The sequence below is a fragment of the Micromonospora alfalfae genome, assembly GCF_022230925.1.
GTDB lineage: Bacteria > Actinomycetota > Actinomycetes > Mycobacteriales > Micromonosporaceae > Micromonospora > Micromonospora alfalfae.
This window is the reverse complement of sequence record NZ_JAKKFH010000032.1, coordinates 1-19,204: the sequence shown is the minus strand read 5'-3', so window position 1 is coordinate 19,204 and position 19,204 is coordinate 1. Positions and strand designations below refer to the sequence as shown.

Annotated in this window: 20 protein-coding genes and 1 tRNA gene; 11 read left to right on the top strand and 10 right to left on the bottom strand. The window is 71.5% G+C overall.

Going from position 1 to position 19,204, the window contains the following annotated elements; translation table 11 throughout:
* Positions 1-39 precede the first annotated feature (39 nt).
* Positions 40-1,323, top strand: a complete 1,284-nt coding sequence (locus tag MED01_RS24640) for a glycosyltransferase 87 family protein (RefSeq protein ID WP_238670927.1) — start codon at positions 40-42, stop codon at positions 1,321-1,323.
* A 120-nt stretch (positions 1,324-1,443) separates the two neighbouring features.
* Here MED01_RS24640 and MED01_RS36365 read toward each other — a convergent pair whose 3' ends face one another.
* The 3 genes from MED01_RS36365 to MED01_RS24625 form a co-directional block, all read right to left on the bottom strand.
* Positions 1,444-2,463, bottom strand: coding sequence for a hypothetical protein (locus MED01_RS36365; RefSeq protein WP_372493716.1), 1,020 nt, complete (start codon positions 2,461-2,463; stop codon positions 1,444-1,446).
* A 149-nt stretch (positions 2,464-2,612) separates the two neighbouring features.
* Complete coding sequence (locus MED01_RS24630) at positions 2,613-3,347, bottom strand: YcnI family copper-binding membrane protein (RefSeq protein WP_238670926.1); 735 nt, start codon at positions 3,345-3,347, stop codon at positions 2,613-2,615.
* 17 nt (positions 3,348-3,364) lie between these two features.
* A complete protein-coding gene (locus MED01_RS24625; RefSeq protein ID WP_238671076.1) occupies positions 3,365-5,032 on the bottom strand; it encodes a copper resistance CopC/CopD family protein in 1,668 nt (555 codons plus the stop codon).
* A 172-nt stretch (positions 5,033-5,204) separates the two neighbouring features.
* On the opposite strand from MED01_RS24625, the gene MED01_RS24620 reads away from it, so the two are divergent.
* From MED01_RS24620 to MED01_RS24605, 4 genes are read left to right on the top strand one after another with little or no spacing between them, the layout of a single operon-like run.
* Positions 5,205-5,795 (top strand): sigma-70 family RNA polymerase sigma factor, encoded by a 591-nt coding sequence (locus tag MED01_RS24620; protein WP_238670925.1) that lies wholly within the window; start codon positions 5,205-5,207, stop codon positions 5,793-5,795.
* 32 nt (positions 5,796-5,827) lie between these two features.
* Complete coding sequence (locus MED01_RS24615; protein WP_238670924.1) at positions 5,828-6,352, top strand: MauE/DoxX family redox-associated membrane protein; 525 nt, start codon at positions 5,828-5,830, stop codon at positions 6,350-6,352.
* A complete protein-coding gene (locus MED01_RS24610; protein WP_238670923.1) occupies positions 6,345-7,061 on the top strand; it encodes a DsbA family protein in 717 nt (238 codons plus the stop codon). The genes MED01_RS24615 and MED01_RS24610 overlap by 8 nt, the downstream gene beginning before the upstream one ends.
* Positions 7,058-8,149, top strand: coding sequence for a hypothetical protein (locus MED01_RS24605; protein WP_238670922.1), 1,092 nt, complete (start codon positions 7,058-7,060; stop codon positions 8,147-8,149). Before MED01_RS24610 ends, MED01_RS24605 begins: the two co-directional genes overlap by 4 nt.
* 251 nt (positions 8,150-8,400) lie before the next feature.
* Here the strand turns inward: MED01_RS24605 and MED01_RS24600 are convergent, their stop codons facing one another.
* The 4 genes from MED01_RS24600 to MED01_RS24585 are packed head-to-tail and all read right to left on the bottom strand — an operon-like array spanning position 8,401 to position 11,080.
* The gene (locus MED01_RS24600; RefSeq protein ID WP_238670921.1) at positions 8,401-9,159 is read right to left on the bottom strand and encodes an energy-coupling factor ABC transporter ATP-binding protein; all 759 of its coding nucleotides are present in this window, start codon (positions 9,157-9,159) and stop codon (positions 8,401-8,403) included.
* Positions 9,156-9,926 (bottom strand): cobalt ECF transporter T component CbiQ, encoded by a 771-nt coding sequence (gene cbiQ, locus MED01_RS24595; protein ID WP_238670920.1) that lies wholly within the window; start codon positions 9,924-9,926, stop codon positions 9,156-9,158. The genes MED01_RS24600 and cbiQ overlap by 4 nt, the downstream gene beginning before the upstream one ends.
* A 15-nt stretch (positions 9,927-9,941) precedes the next feature.
* Complete coding sequence (locus tag MED01_RS24590; protein ID WP_238670919.1) at positions 9,942-10,367, bottom strand: PDGLE domain-containing protein; 426 nt, start codon at positions 10,365-10,367, stop codon at positions 9,942-9,944.
* Positions 10,364-11,080, bottom strand: coding sequence for an energy-coupling factor ABC transporter permease (locus MED01_RS24585; protein ID WP_112582195.1), 717 nt, complete (start codon positions 11,078-11,080; stop codon positions 10,364-10,366). Before MED01_RS24585 ends, MED01_RS24590 begins: the two co-directional genes overlap by 4 nt.
* Positions 11,081-11,254: 174 nt before the next feature.
* Between MED01_RS24585 and bcp the strand changes: the two genes are divergently transcribed.
* From bcp to MED01_RS24565, 4 genes are all read left to right on the top strand, one after another.
* Positions 11,255-11,731 carry a thioredoxin-dependent thiol peroxidase gene (gene bcp / locus MED01_RS24580; RefSeq protein WP_124855233.1) on the top strand — a complete coding sequence of 159 codons (477 nt, stop codon included), beginning with the start codon at positions 11,255-11,257 and terminating at the stop codon, positions 11,729-11,731.
* 30 nt (positions 11,732-11,761) lie between these two features.
* Positions 11,762-12,682: an HNH endonuclease signature motif containing protein gene (locus MED01_RS24575; RefSeq protein ID WP_238670918.1), complete on the top strand. Its 921-nt coding sequence runs from the start codon at positions 11,762-11,764 to the stop codon at positions 12,680-12,682.
* Positions 12,668-12,750: transfer RNA gene (locus tag MED01_RS24570), tRNA-Leu, on the top strand. Before MED01_RS24575 ends, MED01_RS24570 begins: the two co-directional genes overlap by 15 nt.
* 90 nt (positions 12,751-12,840) lie before the next feature.
* A complete protein-coding gene (locus tag MED01_RS24565; protein ID WP_238670917.1) occupies positions 12,841-13,368 on the top strand; it encodes a GNAT family N-acetyltransferase in 528 nt (175 codons plus the stop codon).
* A 4-nt stretch (positions 13,369-13,372) separates the two neighbouring features.
* Here MED01_RS24565 and MED01_RS24560 read toward each other — a convergent pair whose 3' ends face one another.
* The 3 genes from MED01_RS24560 to MED01_RS24550 form a co-directional block, all read right to left on the bottom strand.
* Entirely contained in the window at positions 13,373-14,362 is a 990-nt protein-coding gene (locus MED01_RS24560) for an expansin EXLX1 family cellulose-binding protein (RefSeq protein WP_238670916.1), read from the bottom strand.
* Between the two features lie 110 nt (positions 14,363-14,472).
* Entirely contained in the window at positions 14,473-15,291 is an 819-nt protein-coding gene (locus MED01_RS24555; RefSeq protein WP_238670915.1) for an MOSC domain-containing protein, read from the bottom strand.
* Positions 15,292-15,295: 4 nt separating this feature from the next.
* Positions 15,296-16,129 carry an O-methyltransferase gene (locus MED01_RS24550; protein ID WP_238670914.1) on the bottom strand — a complete coding sequence of 278 codons (834 nt, stop codon included), beginning with the start codon at positions 16,127-16,129 and terminating at the stop codon, positions 15,296-15,298.
* A 238-nt stretch (positions 16,130-16,367) separates the two neighbouring features.
* Between MED01_RS24550 and MED01_RS24545 the strand changes: the two genes are divergently transcribed.
* Complete coding sequence (locus tag MED01_RS24545) at positions 16,368-17,441, top strand: LCP family protein (RefSeq protein WP_372493710.1); 1,074 nt, start codon at positions 16,368-16,370, stop codon at positions 17,439-17,441.
* Positions 17,442-17,528: 87 nt separating this feature from the next.
* Positions 17,529-19,204: sugar transferase (locus MED01_RS24540; RefSeq protein WP_238670913.1), on the top strand; the 1,676-nt coding region annotated here is incomplete at its 3' end.

Genomic DNA, 19,204 nt, shown 5'->3' with positions numbered 1-19,204 from the left:
CTGCGCGCTCTCGGCGGACCGGCCCGCTAGGGTTTCGGGGTGCCAGCAGAACCCGTCGCACCGCCCGCCGTCACCGAAGACGATCCCGGCGGCCGTACGGTCCGTCGTCTGGTCGCGGTGGTGGCCCTCAGCGCCGTGCTGCCAGCGCTGTATCTGCCCGGCCTCGTGCACAACTTCTTCGACCTCAAGATCTACATGTCCGCGATGGACTGGTGGCGCGTCGGCCACCCGCTCTACGACTACGTCCAACCCGACCGGGTGCAGGGCGAGTTGTACTTCACCTACCCACCCTTCAGCGCGTTACTGCTGTGGCCGTTCGGTCTGCTGCGGCTCGGCGCCACCGTGGCGATCTTCACGGCGCTCACAGTGCTGGCCGTGGTGCTGACCACCCGGTGGCTGGTGACCCCGGTGATCGCCCGACACCACCTGCCCCGAACGTTCACCCTGATCTCCGCCGTACTGCTGGTGCTGGCGGTGGAGAGCATCCGCGAAACGATCACCTTCGGCCAGATCAACATGCTGCTGGTCGTGCTGATCCTGGCCGACCTGCTGTTCGCGGTGCCGCAGGCGCGACGCTGGGCCGGGGTGGGCGTGGGGCTGGCGACGGCGCTCAAGCTCTTTCCCGGCATCTTCATCGTGTATCTGCTGGCCACCCGGCGGTGGCGGGCCGCGGCGGTGGCGAGCGCGACAGCGGCGGCGGCGACAGTGCTCGCGGCGGCGATCGCCCCACGTGACTCATGGCGGTTCTGGACACACGAGCTGTGGACCACCGAGCGGGTGGGACGCACCGACATCGTCGGCAACCAGTCGCTGTTCGGCCTGCTCAGCCGGTTCACCGAGCCGGAGAAGCCGGGCCGGCTGCTCTGGCTGCTGCTGGTCGCCGTGGTCGCCGGCTACGGGCTGTGGCGGGCCGCCCGCGCGGCGCGGGCCGGTGACCCGTTGACCGGGCTGACGTTGACCGGGTTGGTCGGTTCCCTGGCGAGCCCGATCACCTGGACCCACCACATCTACTGGTTCGTGCCGGCGGTGGTGCTGCTCGCCGACGCGGCGTTGAGCGCGGACCGCCCGGACGAGGCACGCCGGCGTCGCTGGCTGGCCGGGCTCGCGCTGGGCATCACCGCCGTGACCATCTACGGCGTGGTGACGTTCCAGGCCTGGGGGGCGGGACCGGTCCGCACTCATGACCCGGTGGACTTCGTCGTGCAGAACACCTACGTGCTGCTCAGCCTGCTGCTGCTGGCGGTGTTGCCGGTGCGCTCGGGACCCAGTGCGGAAAATCGCACCAATTGGACAGACCTCCCGAGTAGCCACGTTCAACGCTAATCTGTCCTCATCTACCTCAAGCGTCGCTCGGGTAGCACCGATCCCCCGGTGAGGGTGGCCCTCCGCGTCGGCAGCGCGGAGGGCCACTCGCTGTCTCACCCACCGCCACCGGCTGGGCTGTCACCCGACCGGGCCGCCACGGGCCGGGTCGTCGCCCGGTGCGGCCGCCACCGGCCGGGTCGTGGGCTCCTCCACGTCGGCCGGCGGCCAGGCGAGGCTCAGCGTCACCTCCGGCGGGCGGGGCAACCGGACCGGTTCGTCCAGGTCCGCGAGGGTGGCTGCGCGGGCCCCGCCGATCGCCGACCGGGCGGGTTCCAGGGCCCCGGCGCCGACCGGGGCGAGTTGTCGCGCCGGCGACGGCGGGTTCGGATCGGGTCGGCGGGGGCCCAGGCCACTCAGCGAGGTGACCCCGAGCCGCCCGGCGAGCACCGGCACCTGATCCGGCTCGACCACGAAGATCACCTCGCGTGGCCGTAGCGGCCGCAGGAGGAGCAGCGCCGCGCACACCACCAGCAGCACGCCGACGGTCAGCAGACCCCAGGTGGCCGGGCCGGTCCACCCGACCCGCAACTCGGCGTGCAGGTCCAGGGCCAGGTCGCCCTCGCCGTCGGGGCGCATCACCACCAGGCTCATGGGTTCGCCGGCGAGGTCGTCCGCGCTCCACTCCAGCGAGCCGATCCCCTCGCGTACCCAGAAGGGCCGGCCCAGCGGCGTGACCGGCCCGTCGGCCGGTGCGACACCCGGGGTGTCGGCGGCCGGACCGGCCGGATCGAGCCGGACCGGCAGCGGACCCCGGGCCAGCGCCACCCGACGGACCGTGGCGTGCGGCACCGCCTCCAGCCAACCGCGCACCTCGGCGGTGGGCGCCAGTCCGACGAAGGCCGGCCCGCCCGTGGTGCGGGCGTCCAGGCGCAGCCGGGTCTGCTCGGTACGCGCGAAGGGCGCCTCCTGCCGCAGCAACCGGTCGAGGTCGGTGACGACGATCGCGTGACCAGGGGTGCGGACCGTTTCGAAACGGGCGGCGAAGGACCCGTCCGGGTCGGTGTGTCGGGTCACCAGCCACAGCCCGCCACCGGCGAACAGCGCCGGAATTCCCACTACCAACAGCAGCACTCCGGCGATCACCCGCACGAACCGCATCCGCACCGTCCCCCCTCCGTAGCCAAACACCCGGCCGACCTTACCGACGTACACCGTCTGATCAGGGGATATCCACGGCACGGCCGACATCGACTCCGAAAAGCACGCTGGCCCGCCGGAAGATCCGGCGGGCCAGCGGGTGAACAGGGTCAGGCCTTGGCGACCGGCTCCCGACGGGTACGCGTGAACGCGAGCCCGCCCAGCACCAGGCCGGCCAAACCGGCGACGAGACCGGCCACACCGAGGCCGACAGCGAGCCCGTTGCCGTCGTCGTCGTCATCGTCGTCGGGCGAGGCGACGGCTGCGGCCGGCGACGCCGAACCCGACGGCGCCGCCGCGGCGGCCAGGGTGAGCACCGGGGCCGGGTGCTCCGGCTCCTCGGCACCCGGCGCCGGTTCGTCGATCCACCGCGAGATGTTGCCGTCCGAGTAGGTCTGCAGGACCTTGAAGACCATCGAGTCGACCTGCGGCAGCGGCCCCAGCGAGACAGGGAACTCCTGGAACTGACCCGGCTTCACCCCCGCGTCACCGGAGGCCGTCCAGGTGATCTTGGAGACCGCCTCGGTGAGCTGACTGCCATGCACCTCGATCGGCGGGTCCACCTTGCGCTTCTCCGTGGCGACAGTCCAGCCGGGCACCGGCATCGTCGACACCGAGCCGACCGGGGCGTTCTCCGGCAGCACCACCTCCAGCTTGGTGGTCGACGCGCTGTCGCTCTCGTTGGGCACCCGGAACGCCACCCGGGCGTAGCCACCCTGGGTCGCCTCCTTCGGGTTCACCGTGACGTGCGCGGACGCCGGTCCGGCAAAGCCGAGCACAGCGGTGGCGGCGGCGGTGAACGCCAGGGCGGCTGCGGCGGTTGCGGTACGCCGGAATCGGGTCATGGGTTTCGCGAACCTCTCTAACGGATGGGCACGGTGGCGGTCACCGTGGCCTGGTCGATGTCGGTCGTTCGGGCGGTGATCTTCAGCTGCCACTCGCCGGGGGTCGGCAGGCTGATGTCGCCGTAGGCGTGACTGTCGGTCAACCGGAGCAACGGCACCTCGATCGGCTCGATCCCGGCCGAGGGCAGCGCGACTGTCGCCTTCCACTCCGCGACCAGCAGTGGCTGGTTGGCCTTGTCGTACGCGTACAGGTGCACCGAGTTGTTGCCCCGCTCGGCCGGGCTCACCTCGACCTCGACGGTCAGCAGCGGGCTGGACAGCCTGGTGCTGAAGAAGCCGGCCTCGGCGCCGGCGGACGGGCCGGCCGCGGCGGTGCGGGCGGGCGTGGTCTGCACGAGCGTGGCGGACACGGCCAGCACCACCACTGTGACGGCCAACTCCACCAGGACCGCCCGGCGCACCGGTGCCGGGCGTTGCGCCGCGACGCGGCTGCGCACCAACTTCCGGGAGTACGCGGCAACAGCGATGACCAGCGCGAACAACCCGATCTTGGCGAGCAGCAAGCGCCCGTACGTGGTGTCGAAGAGCGCCTGCGGGGTGGCCACCTCGATCAGCGCCTGGACGGTGCCGGCCAGCAGCAGCGCCGAGACGGCGAGCGCCGCCCAGCGCGACCAGATCGGCAGGATCGCGCCCAACTCCCGCTCGTCGGCCTGGCGCAGCAGGAAGACGGCGAGCATGAGCAGACCGCCCAGCCAGACCGCCATGCTGCCCAGGTGGACCGCGTCGACCACCACGGAGACCGCCGGCGCCGGGGAGGCCGCCGGGTGCCCGGCCAGCGGCCAGGTCAGCAGGGCGGCGCCACCGAGCACGGCCAGGATGATCGCGTCCGCGCGGCCGGCGGGCCGGGCCAGCAGCGGGCGGAGCAGGAAGACGGACGCCGCCAGCAGGCCGAGTCGGACCAGGTGGGCGGCGCCGAAGGCACTGCCGAACACGCTGCCGAACCCCTCGCCGGTGACGTCGAAGAGACCACCGCCGGCCGTGTAGGGCACCTGCAACCACAGGTCGGCGACTGTGGCGAAGGCAACCAGACCGAGGCCGGTCCAGGCCAGCCGGGTCGGCCCCCGCCGGGAGAGCCGTCGCGGCCAGAGCGCGGCGAGCACGAGCGCCGGCCCGACCAGCAGCACCAGGCCGGCGTAGCCGAGGAAGCGGGCCACCTTCACCGCCGTGCCCACCACCGGGTTGGCGCGGCTGTCAGTGCCGGAGTCGACGGGTGGGGTCGAGGGTGCGCCGACCGAGTAGGTGTACGCCCCGGAGACCGGATGGCTGTCGGCGGAGATCACCCGGAAGCTGACCAGGTAGGTGCCGCGGGCACCGGCCGGGTCCACCGGAATGGTCACCACACCGCCGTTGAACGACGGTTCACCCCGGTCGGCCCGGGAACCGTCCGGCGCGATGACGCGGATCTTGCCGGGCACCTTGCGGACCGACTCGCTGAACGTGAGGACCACCTCGGACGGCCCGCTCGGCACGATGGAGGCGGCGGCCGGGCTGCTGCTCTCCAGCACCGCGTGGGCGCTCGCGGAGGTGGCTGGCGCGATCAACAAGGCGACGACGGTGACCAGGAGGCCGGCGGCTGCGGCCAGCCTGGCGGCCCAGCGGCGGGGGGCGACAGTCATGCCGGCCATGGTCGCCGATGGGTGTCCCATTCGGCGACCCGAGGGGGGTGGGCGCGTCGGTTGTCGCACGTCATGAAGTGGTAGTCGGCCCGGATCGGGGAAAAGTTCCCGACGTGGCGCAGACCATCCACGGGCCGAACGACCCTGACGCGCCGCCGGCTGCCGCGTAACCTGATGTGTCGTGATCCCTGTCCCGCGTGACCCCGGTGCCGCCACTCCGGCAGAACCGGTCGACGAGGTCGCCCGGGACCCGGCAACCGGGTGGGCGCTGACCGCCCGCGACGGTGACCCCACCGCCCAGGCGGCGTTCGTCCGGCTGACCCAGGCCGACGTCTGGCGGTTCGCCGCCGCCCTGGTCGACCCGGACAGCGCCGACGACCTGACCCAGGAGACCTACCTTCGGGCGTTCCGTGCCCTCCCCGCCTTCGAGGGTCGCTCCAGCGTCCGCACCTGGCTGCTCGGCATCGCCCGCCGGGCCTGCGCCGACCACCTGCGCACTGTCGTCAGGCGTCGGCGCCTCGACGAGCGCCTGGCAGCGAACGCGTACACCGACCGACCGTACCCGGACCCGGCCGGTCAGCTCGGCGCCGCCGACCTGGTCCGCCGCCTCGGCCCCGACCGCCGCTCCGCGTTCGTGCTGACCCAACTGCTCGGCCTGTCGTACGCCGAGGCCGCCGCCGTCGAAGGCGTGCCCGTCGGCACCATCCGTTCCCGGGTCGCCCGGGCCCGGGACGACCTGGTCGAGGCGGTCGGCGACGCCCTGACCGGCTGAACGTGGAACTTCCGGCGCGGACGGGACGACAAATGAGCGTGACAGCACCTTCCACCCGGGGCGGCCGTTGGCCACTGGTCCGCCCGTGGCTCGGCATCGCGGCCCGGCTCGGCCTCGCCGCCGTCTGGTTGGTCGCCGGCGCGTCGAAGGTCAGCGATCTCGCCGCCTCCGGGCGGGCGGTCAACGCGTACCAGGTGATGCCGTACGACGTGGCGACGGTGATCGGCGCGGCCCTGCCCTTCGTCGAGCTGGCGTTGGGTGTGCTGCTGCTGCTCGGGCTGGCCACCAGGCTCGTCGCCGGGGTGTCCGCCGCGCTGCTGGTGGTCTTCATCGCGGGGATCGCCTCGGCCTGGACGCGTGGGCTGGCCATCGACTGCGGCTGCTTCGGCAGCGGCGGGCAGCTGGCGGCGGGGCAAGCACCCAGTTACCTCCCGGAGATCCTCCGGGACCTGGGATTCTTGGTTCTGGCCGGATTTCTGCTGATCTGGCCGCGTACGCCGGTATCGGTGGACGGGTGGCTTTCCGGCGAACCCGTTGTGGAGGACGAGGATGAGTAGTCGCAAGGGGCAGCGGGACGCCGCCCGGGTGGTCCGCGAGCAGTTGGCCCGCGAGCGGCGCCGCCGCCGCACGATCTGGGTCTCCGCCGCCGCAGTCGTCGTCCTGGTCATCGCCGGCGTCGTCGGGTGGGTCGTCTGGTCCAACCAGCGCTCCGACAGCTTCACCACGCCACCCGGCGCCAACGCGGACGGCACCGGCATCGTCACCGGCGGCGGGCCGGTCACGGTCGACGTCTACGAGGACTTCCTCTGCCCGGCCTGCAAGCAGTTCGAACAGACCAGCGGCTCGACGCTCGAACAGTTGGTGGCCGAGAACAAGGCGACAGTGGTCTACCACCCGGTCGCGTACCTCAACCGTTTCTCCACCACCCAGTACTCCACCCGCTCCTCGGCCGCCTCCGGCTGCGCCGCGGCGGACGGCAAGTACCACGAGTACGCCAAGGCGCTCTTCGCCCAACAGCCGCCGGAGGGCAGCGCCGGGCTCACCGACGACCAGCTCATCGACATCGGCACCAGCGTGGGCCTCGACCGGGGCTCCTTCGGCGGCTGCGTGAAGGACGAGACGTACCGGACCTGGACCGAACACGTCACCGACGACGCCAGCCGGAGCAACGTCACCGGCACCCCGACCGTGAAGGTCAACGGTCAACAGGTCGAGAACCCCACCCCGGACGCTCTCACCGCAGCAGTGGCGGCGGCCGGCAAGTGATCCGTACCCTGCTGGGCCGCGCCGGCCTGATCGCCGCCGCAGCCGGCCTGGTGACGGTGATCAGCGCGGCGCCCGCCGCCGCGCACGGCGCGGACGCACCGGACGGCACCGACTACCGCACCCGGACCACAGGGGTCGCACCGGCGCGGCCAGGGCTCGAGGTACGCGTCATCGAGGCGGGCGCCCGACTGGAACTGACCAACCGCACCGGCCGTGCCATCGAGGTCATCGGCTACTCCGGTGAGCCGTACCTACGCGTCGGCCCGGACGGGGTCTTCGAGAACAGCCACTCCCCCGCCACGTACCTGAACCGCACCATCGCCGGGGACACCGCGCTCCCGGCCGAGGCGGACCCGGCCGCCGCACCCTCCTGGAAACGGATCGACGACGGCACCACCGCGCGCTGGCACGACCAGCGCGCGCTGTGGCAGGAGTCGGCACCACCGGCCGCGGTACGCGCCGCACCGGATCGCGAGCACCGGGTCCGCGACTGGACCATCCCCCTGCGCGACGGCACCGACCCGGTGGCCATCGGCGGCACGCTGGACTGGGTGCCGCCGCCGGACGCGTACACCTGGTGGGCCGTGACCATCGTGGGGCTGCTCGCGGTGGGCGCGCTCGGCCTGTTCGCCGCCACCGCCCCGGCCGGCGCCCGCGCGTTGTCCGCGCTCGGCGTGTTGCTGATCGTCGGCGGCGTGCTGGCCGTCGGGTACCCGGTGGGACGGGAGTTGGACGCTGGCGCCCAGGGCGTGGGCGGCGTGCTGGTCGGGCTGCTCTCCGGGCAGATCTGGTCCCTGCTCACCGGCCTCGGCGCGATCGCCGCCGGTTGGTACGCGCTGAGCCGCCGCCCGGCCGCCGACTTCGTGACCGCGTTGGCCGGGGCCTGCCTGGCGCTCTTCGCCGGAGCGTCGAACGCCGCCGTGTTCGCCAACGCCATCGCCCCGGTGCCCTGGTCACCAGTGGCCGCCCGGGTGATGGTGGCGCTCTTCCTGATCACCGGCGCGGGCGCGACAGCCGCCGGCATCCTGCGCCTACACGCCACCTCCCGCACCACAACCGCAGCACCCGCCCGAACCCCCACCCCCTAACCGCCCCACCCCACCCCGCGCCGCCCCGCGCCCCGCCCCGCCCCGCGCCCCGCCCCGCCGCGCCGCGCCGCCCCGCCCCGCGCCGATCTTGCACTTTGGGTTGGCCATATGCGGCTTTCGCCCCGGAAGGCGGGGACAGAAAGTGCAAGATCGGCGCGGGCGCGGGCGCGGGCGAGGGCGAGGGCGAGGGCGCGGGCGCGGGCGCGGGCGAGGGTGGGGGTGGGGGTGGGGGTGGGCCGCTGGGGGTGGGTTTACGGCTGCGGGGTGAAGCCGTAGGGGAGTTCCAGGCGGTGCTTCGCCAGCAGCGGGGTGTCGTTGAGCAGGGTGCGGGTGGGGGCGTCGGCGACGATCCGGCCGTCGTCCAGGATCACCGAACGCTCGCACAACTCCGCCGCGTACGGCAGGTCGTGGGTGACCATCAGCAGGGTCACCGGGAGGCCGCGCAGGATCTCGGCGAGTTCCCGACGCGCCGCCGGGTCCAGGTTCGACGACGGCTCGTCGAGCACCAGGATCTCCGGGTGCATGGCGAGCACCGTGGCCACCGCCACCCGGCGGCGCTGCCCGAACGACAGGTGCTGCGGGGCCCGGTCCCGATGCTCACTCATCCCCACCGCGGCGAGCGCCTCGTCCACCCGGGCGGCCAACTCGGCCCCGCGCAGACCCAGGTTCGCCGGCCCGAACGCCACATCCTCCGCCACCGTGGGCAGGAACAACTGGTCGTCCGGGTCCTGGAAGACGATGCCCACCCGGCGGCGTACCTCGGCCAGGGTGGCCCGATCCGGGGTGACAGTCAGCCCACCGACGCTCACGCTGCCCTCGGTCGGGGTGAGGATGCCGTTGAGGTGCAGCACCAGGGTGGTCTTGCCGGCGCCGTTGGGCCCGAGCAGCGCCACCCGGTCGCCACGCGGCACGTTCAGGTCGACCCCCTGAAGGGCGACGTGCCCGTCCGGGTACGCGTAGCGAACGCCCCGAACGTCCAGCGAGACAGCGGTCTGCACGACACCGATCATGACAGCACGACGGCGGTGGCGGCGATGGAGGCCGCCAACACCGGCACCGTCGCCGCTACCAGCCACTGACCAGCGCTCGCCGCGCCCTCGCCCTGCCACACGGCGGGCATCCGCCCGGTGTAGCCCCGGGACAGCATCGCGAGATAGACCCGCTCGCCACGCTCGAAGGCGCGCAGGAACAACGCCCCGACCCCGGCGGCGAAGCCGCGCAACTGCCACAGGAAGCGCGGGTCGTCGCCCCGGGAGATCCGGGCCACCCGCATCCGCCGCGCCTCGCCGACCAGCACGTCGAGGTAGCGCAGCATGAACGTGGCGATCTGGGTGAGCACCTGCGGGCAGTGCAGCCGGTCCAGCCCCACGATCAGGTCCCGGGTGGTGGTGGTAGCGGCGAGCAGCAGCGAGGCGAGCACCCCCAGGGTGCCCTTGGCCAGGATGTTCCACGCGCCGTGCAGCCCGTCCTCGGACAACCGCAGACCCAGCACCTCGACCCGGTCGCCGCTGCCGAGGAACGGCAGTGCCACGGCGAACAGCACGAACGGCAGCTCGATCAGCGCCCGGCTGAGCAACCACCGTGGGCCCACCCGGGCCAGCGCCGCCACCGCCGCCACCAGCACGGCGTACGCGCCGAAGGCCCAGAACGCCTCGCGTGGGGTGGCCACCACGGCAAGGGTGAAGACCACCATCGCCACGATCTTGACCTCGGGCGGGAGCCGGTGCACCGGCGAATCCGACTCGCGGTACAGCACGTGCCCGTGACCGGCCCCCATCCGCGTACCCCTTGCTCAGCTGGCCGCGTCGGCGCGGCGACGAACGTCGCCGGACGTCACGGAGTCGCCCTCGGTGGGCGTCGCCGCGTCAGCATCGGTCGGGGCGCCACATCGACGCCGCAGCAGCCAGAACCCGCCGGCCCCGATCGCGAAGGTGACCAGCACCCCGAGCACCCCGGAGAGGCCGGTGGAGACGAAGCTGTTCCGCACGCCCCGGACGCCGTAGTCGGCGAGCGGGCTGTCGGCCAACTCGTGGTCACGGGCCTGCTGGGCCGGGCAGCTACCCCCGACGATGTTGTCGTCGGCGTCGACTGTGCAGCCCTTGAGCAGTGACGAGTCCAGCCCATCCGGGTGCGAGGAGGCGTAGTTGCTCACCACGCCGGCGAGCAGCAGGGCGACCAGCAGGCCGCCGGCCAGGAAGGCCCAGGAGCGGTTCTTCATCGGACACCTCCGGCGACCGGAACGGCGGGAGCGGCGGGCGCGCGCAGGGATCGCAGCGCGTACACCAGGTCGGGGCGTACCTTCGCGACGGTGAGCACAGTGGTCGCGGTGATCAGGCCCTCGCCGATGCCGATCAGCAGGTGGACGCCGGCCATCGTGCCGGCCAGGCCACCCAGGTTGTTGCCCAGGTCGGTGGTGCCACCCAGCCAGTACTCCAGGACGAAGCCCTGCGACGCCACCACCACGCTGAGCGTCGCGGCGACGAACGCGGTCACGGCCAGACCGGCCCGCGTGCGGGGCAGCACCCGCAGCAGCAGCGCGATCAGCGCGTACGCCGCGGCAGTGCCGAGCAACGCCATGTTCGTGATGTTGAGGCCGAGCATCGCCACGCCGCCGTCGCCGAAGATCAGCGCCTGCACGACCAGCACCACTGCCACGCAGAGCGCGCCGACCCACGGGCCGACCAGCATGGCGGCGAGCGCGCCCCCGAGCAGGTGACCACTGACACCGGCCGTGAAGATCGGGAAGTTGAGCATCTGGACGGCGAAGATGAACGCCGCCACCAGGCCGGCCATCGGGGCCAGCCGGTCGTCCAGGTCGCGCCGGCCGCGCAGAACGCAGGCGGTGAGCGCGGCAAGAGCGAGCGCAGCGAAGATCGCTGCCACGGGACCGTCGATGATCCCGTTCGAGATGTGCATCGCCAGTGTCTCCACGCGACCTCCCACGCGTCAGCGGGCCCGACCGGGCCGGCGTGGGTCAGCCTATTTCCCAACCGTCGTTGTTGCCAGACTCTGGCAACAACGCATGGGCTTGATCACTCCAGGTCAGGCCCGCCGACGCGTCCCGTCGGCGGCAGCGCTCGCCGCCACGGCGGTAGGGTCGGGACCATGACCTCGCCCGACCGCCTCTCCCCCGGTGACCCCGCGCCCGAGTTCACCCTCGCCACCGACACCGGCGACCAGCTCTCCCTCGCCGACCTGCGAGGTCGCAAGGTCGTCCTGTACGCCTACCCGGCCGCGATGACCCCCGGCTGCACCAAGCAGGCCTGCGACTTCCGCGACTCGCTCGCCTCACTCCAGGCCGCCGGCTACGAGGTCGTCGGCATCTCCCCGGACAAGCCGGAGAAGCTGGCGAAGTTCCGCGAGCGCGACGCCATCACCTTCCCGCTGGTGTCGGACCCGGACAAGGCCGTGCTGACCGCCTACGGCGCGTACGGCGAGAAGCAGCTCTACGGCAAGACCGTCACCGGCGTGATCCGCTCGACGTTCGTGATCGACGCCGACGGCAAGGTCGAGCGCGCGCTCTACAACGTCAAGGCCACCGGGCACGTCGCCAAGCTCCGCCGCGACCTCGGCCTGGACTGACCTGTCGGACCGTTTCGCTACGGTCCGTCAGTGGTTCGATACAAGTACACGCCCGAAGCGCTGGCCGCCGCTGCCGCCGCCGCACACAACATCACCGAGGTGATGCGGTTGCTCGGCGTTCGCGTCAGCGGTGGCTCGCACGCACACATCAGCCGACAGCTCAAGAGATTCGGCATCGACACGTCGCACTTCACCAGGCAGGCACACAACAAGGGGCGGGCTGGCGAACGGCGCACCACATCCGCGCAGCTCCTGGTCGTGCTGCCCGTTGGGTCCCGACGGACGCCCGGCGCGCGGTTGAAGTGGGCGCTGGGCACAATCGGCGTGCTGGAGGAGTGCGAGGGGTGCGGAATAGGGCCGGTGTGGCGGGGCGAGTCGCTCATTCTGCACGTCGACCACATCAACGGGGATTTCCTCGACAACCGGCCACCGAACCTGCGGATCCTCTGCCCGAACTGCCACAGCCAGACCGACACCTATGCCGGCCGTCGGAACCGAGCTGCTGATCTCATCGTCGCGACGCCGACCGATGGGAGGGAACGCGACGACGGCGCATCCAGCTCCGACCGCCGACCGGCCACTCGCCAGGAAGTCGTCGACCTGTTCGGTCAGGTCGATGCCCAGCAGGTGACGGCCACGCAGGCGGCACGGCAGTGGGGCTGGACCCCGGCGTATCTGCACAAGGTTCGGCGAAGACTGGAGCAGGACGGAGTGTTGAGACCACGTCCGAATCGCAGTTGGCGTTCGAGGGCTCACCGTGCGGCGGTGATAGAACAGGCGCTGAAGCACCCGGATGTCGGGCCGAAGCGGCTGTCCGGCATTCTTCGCGATCTGCCTGGCGGAGGATACAGAGTTGGTCACGGCACGATCTCGACCCTTCTCAAGGAGGCCGGGCTCAACACCGTCGCAGCCAGACACTCTAGACTCAGGGAGTTGGCGGGAGTGGCGTAATGGCAGCCGCGCAGGTCTTAGGAACCTGTATCCGGAAGGATGTGGGGGTTCGAATCCCCTCTCCCGCACAGACAATCAGGAACACGTGCTGAACGGCGGTTGTCGGGCGCGTCACTGTCGCGGGTCATGGGCCTGGTCGTCGGGTCAGGATGGCGAGCGTGAGTCTGCGCTTCGTCCTCGATCCTGACCTGACCCCGCAGCTGCGTGCCGAGATCGTCGACCTCTGGGTGGACGTCAGCAACGCCGGCGGGGCGGTCGGTTTCGTGCCACCGGTCACCGCCACCGACGTGCTCGTCACCGCCGATCCGACCTTCGCCGGCATCGCCGACGGACCGGACCGGCTGCTGGTCGGCTACTCCGGGGACCGGCTGGCGGCGATGCTGATCTTCAGTGACAACCGTTTTCCGCTCACTGCGCACTGGTGTGTGCTGAAGCGGGTGATGGTCCACCCGGACACCCAGGGCGCCGGCTACGGCTCGGCGCTGATGGTGGAGGCCGCCCGACTGGGCAGGGCGTTTGGCCACGAGGCGCTGCACGTCACGGTGCGTGACGGGCTGGGGTTGGACAAGTTCTACGGCCGCCTCGGGTACCGGGAGGTCGGCCGGCTGCCGGGCGCGTTGCGGGTCGCTCCCGATGACGACCGGGACGAGATTCTGATGTGGCTCGATCTGAGGGTGGCCGACTGAGCGGTCAGCCCTCGCACCACCGGGCGTTGGCCCGGGCCGAGCTGGTGGTCGGCGCGTCGGTGGCCGGGGCGCTCGTCCTCGCCACCTCGACCGAGCGACGAGTCGGCGTCGGCGTGACGGTGGGTCGGCTGCTCGGCGGTCGGGGCGACGCGGACGGGCGACGCGTGGCGGCCCCGCCACCGGGTGCGTACATCCGTACCGTGCTGTTCTGCACCTGGCCCGGCGCCATCCGGATGCCGCCGACGGTGACCCGGTTGCCGTACACGTCGGTGACCCGGACGTTGAACGGGCCCGGCCCGGCGCCGGAGGCGATCAGCCAGTAGTTGTAGTCCTGCCGGGCGGCCGACTGCCAGGGGTCGCTGTCACGCTGCCGGACCTCGACGGACCGCAGTGGGTTGCCGTGGTTGCCGACGCGGACGGCGAACCACCACTGCGACGCGCCTTCCTTGATCCGGAAGGTGAGTGGTCCGGGCAGCGGTGGGTTGACCACCGCGCGGTAGGTGACCGGAACGAGGCCCTGGACGGGGTCGGCGATCCGGGCGAACGCCTCGCGGGACAGGTCGAGGTGGCCGGGCTCGCACTCCGGGCACTGGTCCATGATGAGCACCCGGACGGTGCCCCTGGGGCCGACGACGTCGAGGAACCCACCGCAGGCGGCACCTGCGGAGTATTCCGTCGGACCGAGCGCGACGTAGAGCCGGTTGGCCGGGGCGGCCGGGTTCGAGCAGTTGCCGCCGGCACCCTTGGAGTCGTAGAAGGTGGCCTTGCCGGTGTGTGTGGCGTTGCCGGTGGGCGGCGCGGCGGCCAGCGTCCGACCGGCGGCGCAGGCCGGGGTGGAGCCGGAGCGCAGGGTGAGGGTGAGTCCGAGAGTCGCCGCGAGGATGGTGACGCCGGTGGCGACCAGCCAGGGCTTCGCGCCGGACGACGGCGCGGGCCGGTCCTCTGGAGGATGGTCCAGGTCGATGTTGATGTCGACAGCGCTTCCGTCCGTCACGACGGCGATGCTGCCGGACCCGATCGGTGCCGACAAGCGGGCTAAGCCAAAGCTAAGACAGCATCGACGGACGGTGACCGTGGGGTGCCGATTGCCGGTCGGCGGCTTGGTCAGGGCGCGATGACGATCGGGGCGTCCACCGCGAGGGGTCCGCTGTCGAGCGGCACCAGGTTGAGTCCGAAGAGGAGTTTCTGCCTGACGTTGCGGTGCCGCCCGAGGGTGCGCAGCGGTTCCTTGGTGCGTACCCCGGTCTCCTGGTCGGTGGTGGTCACCACGCAGCGGTCGCACGGTCCGGCGGCCTGGAACATCCGCTCGCCGATGCGCAGCCGCCGGCCCACCCAGTCGTCCTCGGCCCAGGCCGGCGCACCGTCGACGACCAGGTTGGGTCGGAACCGGGTCATCGGAACCGGTTCCTCCCCCGCTTCGGCCAGCCAGTCGTTGAGGGCCTCGAGGGAGGCGGCGTTCGTCAGCAGCACCGGGTAGGCGTCGGCGAAACTGACCTGGTCACCGGTGTCGTGTTCGCGGGTCCCGGCGGCCAGGTGGCGGGTCGGCTGGGCCAGCCAGACCAGTCGGACCGGTCGGCCGAGCAGGGCGCCGAGCCAGCCGTCGGCCGCCTGGCCGGCCGGCAGCGCGGGGACCGGGAAGGTGCGGCTGCGGAAGGTACGGACCGATACCGCTTCACCGGCGGTCGGCTCCGGCACGTCGAGGTCGGGTTGCCCGTCGGCGCGCAGCGACAGGCCCCCGGGGCGCACGGCGGCGCGCAGGTTGACGAGCCGGGCCGTGTCCCGCTGGGTGACGCCGACGCCGTCGGCGTCCACGACCATCCAGCGCCGGTCGCCGGCCAGGCCCCACTGGTGCACGAACGCGCCGTCGTGGTCGAGCCGGTGACAACCCTTGACGGGGTACGTGTGGATCGAGGTCAGCCGCACCCGGCTACCATGCCACGCCGATCCCGTCGCCCGGGTACCAGTGGTCGGCTGGGGTCTCCCGGTAGGCGAGGAACCGCCGGCCGGTGCGTTCGGCGTGCTCGGCGAGCACGTTGGTGCTGGTGACGTTGTCGGTGAGCAGGATCGCGCCGGGGGCGAGCTTGGGCTCCACGGCGTTGAACTCACGCTTCTCGTGGGCACGGCTGTGGTCGCTGTCGTGCAGGAACAGGTCGACCGGGCGGTCCAGCGCGCCGATCGAGGCGATCGAGTCGCCGATGACCAGGTCGACGACGTCCGACCATGGCGCGACCCGGGCGAGGTAGCCGGCCTCGGGGTTGATGTCCAGTGAGGTGACCCGGCCCGGGTGCCCCTCCTGGGCGTTGCGCAGCAGGGCGGACGCCAGGACGACGCTGCCGAGTCCCTTGTCGACACCGGTCTCGACGACGTGGGTGGGGCGGGTGGCACGGACGATGGCGTACCAGCCGATCCGTCGCGCGTAGCGGATCTCCTTGTCGGCGAGGCCGCGCCGGTCGGAGGCGGCGATCGCCGCCAGGAGGTGCTGGCGCAGGCCGTCGTCCGACTCGATCTCGCCGAGGTACGCCCGTACCTGCTTGATCGGGATGTCGCAGACCACGCTGACGAACCAGGCGAGGTGGTTGCGGCTCAACGAGGTGAGGTCGTACGTGTAGTTGTGGTGCTCGCGGGAGGTCAGCAGCCAACGCGCCGAGCGGCGCAGCACCTTGGCGTCGTGCCGCGCGACAGTGCGAAGCCGCTTGGGAAAGGCGGCAATCGGGGCGAGTGGGGTACGCGCGACGGCCCGTCGGAGCTTGATTCGATCCACGGGTGCCGTTGTAGCAGGGTTCGGGCGGCGGCGGGAGGTCATCGCGAAAGCCGATGACCACGTCGTTTCCGTCCTCCCGCCGGGGCGGCAGAATAGGGCCTGCAAAGCGCTTCCGGGCCGGCGTTACCGGCAGTCCGTCCGAACGCAGGGCCGGGTTCGTCGCACCGGTCGGCAGGCACGCGATACCCGAAAGGACGAGGGTGCACGACAGGGACGCGGAATCAGTAGCATCGCCGGCATGTCTGGTGCTCAGCGGTACACCGATGCCGACACCGAGTTCGTCGATCCACACGCAGTCGACCCGTACGAGGATGTCCCGGCCGGAGGCAAGAGGCGACGTCGTGGCCCTCGCTGGCGTCGCGTCCTCGTCATCTGCCTGGTAGTCGCAGCGATCCTGGGCGGCGGCAGCATGATCGGTGGCGCCCTCTATCTCCGCTCGGTCGAGAAGGACATCGACCGGGTGGATGCCTTCGCCGACGTTCCCGAGGAGGGACGTCCGCAGGCGGTGGCCAACGGCGCGATGAACATCCTGATCCTGGGGAGCGACTCCCGCGACCCGGAGAGCACGGGTGGCTCGCGCACCGACACCATCATCGTCGCGCACATCCCGAAGGACCGGGCCAGCGCGCAGCTCGTCTCGATCCCTCGGGACACCTGGGTGAACGTGCCGAAGGCCAAGAACGGCGGGCACGGCGGCCGCGATGCGAAGATCAACGCAGCGTACGCCTGGGGTGGCATTCCGCTGATGGTGCAAACAGTCGAATCGTTCACCACGGTGCGAATCGACCACGTCATGATTATCGACTTCGCTGGCTTCAAGGAAATCATCGACGCCCTGGACGGCGTCGACATCAACGCGGAGAAGTCGTTCACGTCGATCCACCCGCCGTTCCGGAAGTTCGAACAGGGAATGCAGCGGATGGACGGTGAGACGGCGCTGGACTACTCCCGCCAGCGCAAACAGTTCGCCGACGGCGACTTCGCCCGCATCCGTCACCAGCAGCAGGTCATCAAGGCCATCCTCGACAAGGCCGTGTCCGGCGGCATCGTCACCAATCCCGGGCGGCTCAACTCCTTCGTCAAGGCGACCTCGAGCGCCGTGTCGGTGGACGAGAACATGTCGCTCGTCAGCATGGCGACAGACCTGCGGAGCCTTCGCGGCCGTAACCTCACCTTCGTCACCAGCCCGACGAAGGGCACTGGCCGAGTGGGCAGCGAGAGCGTCGTCTTCGCGAACACCGAGAAGGCAAAGACCTTCTACGATGCCGTGCGCCGTGACTCCGTCACCGAGATCCTCGCCAGCGCCAAGTAACACCCGGGCCGGTGGCTGTTGCCGGCCGTCGCCTTGTCTCGATTTACGGGCCGGCCAGGTCAGCCGGCCCTCACGGGGAGGTCCATAATGTCCAATCAGCCCGCCATGTGGCATCGGCCGGTACCGGCCGATGACCGCGACGGCAACGCCACCGATGCCCAGGGCGACGGTGAGGGCGACGACGAGGGGAGCTTCGGCGGGAGTCGCCCTCCCGCCTACCAGTTCCCGGGCTACCAGCCGGCCAGCTACCAGCCTGCCGGTTTCCAGACTTCCGGTTACCAGCCTCCCGGTCACCAGACTTCGGGTCACCAGACTCCGGCCGTGCCGTCGCCCGCCGACCGGCGCTCGGCCCCGCCCGCGCCCGCGCCGGCGCCTGCGCCTGTAGAGCACGAGCCTCGCGCTGGCCTGGACACGACCGCCGTCCTGCCGTACGCCGGCTCACGCGCCTCCACCCGGACCCGGTGGCTGCGGGCCTGGATGATGACAGCGCCGGTCGACGTCCTGGCACTGCTGACGCCGCTGCTGGTCACTCAGCAGTACTGGCGCGGGACGCTGGCCATGACGGTCCTGACCGTGATCGTCTTCGCCAGCGGCGGCCTCTACCGGGCACGACGTCACGTGAGCTTCCTCGACGAGGTGCCGAGCCTCTGCGGGCGTCTGCTGGCCGCGGCGTCCGCTGTCGCCATCGTCGCGGCGATGCGTCACGAGTCCGCCGAGTACGTCTTCAGCTTCACCCGGGGGGTCGCCGCGTCGGCGGGGCTGGTCATCCTCGGGCGGGCTGTCACCCGCGAATTCGCCATCGTCGCCCGCAAGCGCCGGTGGGTCGAGCACAACACCATCATCGTCGGCAGCGGCCCCACCGCCGTGGAACTCGCCCGGCTCCTGCGCCGCTACCCCCAGTACGGCCTGCGCTTCGTGGGTTGTGTCGACACCCCGGACGGCCCGTCGGCGCTGCCGCTGATCGGGTCCCTCGACGACCTCGACAGCCTGGTACGGCTGCGCGAGTGCGACGTGGTGATCGTCGCGGACGCGAGCTGCTCCGAGACCTCACTCATGGAGATCCTGGCCCGGCCACGGACGGCAGAGTGCGACCTGTGGGCGGCCACCCCCCTCTGGGGGTCCCGTTCGCACGGCGACCACATCGGCGCGGTCCCGGTCGTCAGCATCGGCGACATCACCCTCTCCGGCCCACAGTCCGCGCTCAAGCGCGCGTCGGACATCGCGTTCGCCTCGGTGGCGCTGCTCCTGCTGAGCCCGGTGCTCCTCATCTGCGCTGTCGCCACGCTCATCGACGGCGGCCCCGGCATCTTCTTCTACCAGGAGCGAATCGGTCGGCACGGGAGACCTTTCAACATCATCAAGTTCCGGTCCATGCGCCCCGTCGACGAGCACGAGTCGCAGACCAACTGGTCCATCGCCAACGACCGGCGGGTTGGGCCGATCGGTCGGATCATGCGCAGGACCTCCCTCGACGAGCTTCCGCAGCTCTGGAACATCCTCCGCGGCGACATGAGCGTGGTCGGCCCCCGGCCCGAGCGTCCCTACTTCGTCGAGAAGTTCTCGGCCGAATACCCCCAGTACGCGATGCGCCACCGCGTCCCGGTCGGGCTCACCGGCCTGGCGCAGGTCAGCGGGTTGCGCGGCGACACCCCGATCTCCGACCGGGCCCGCTTCGACAACTTCTACATCGAGAACTGGTCCCTCTGGCTCGACGTCAAGGTGGTGCTCCGTACGGTGACCGAGGTGTTCCGCGCCGGCGGCCG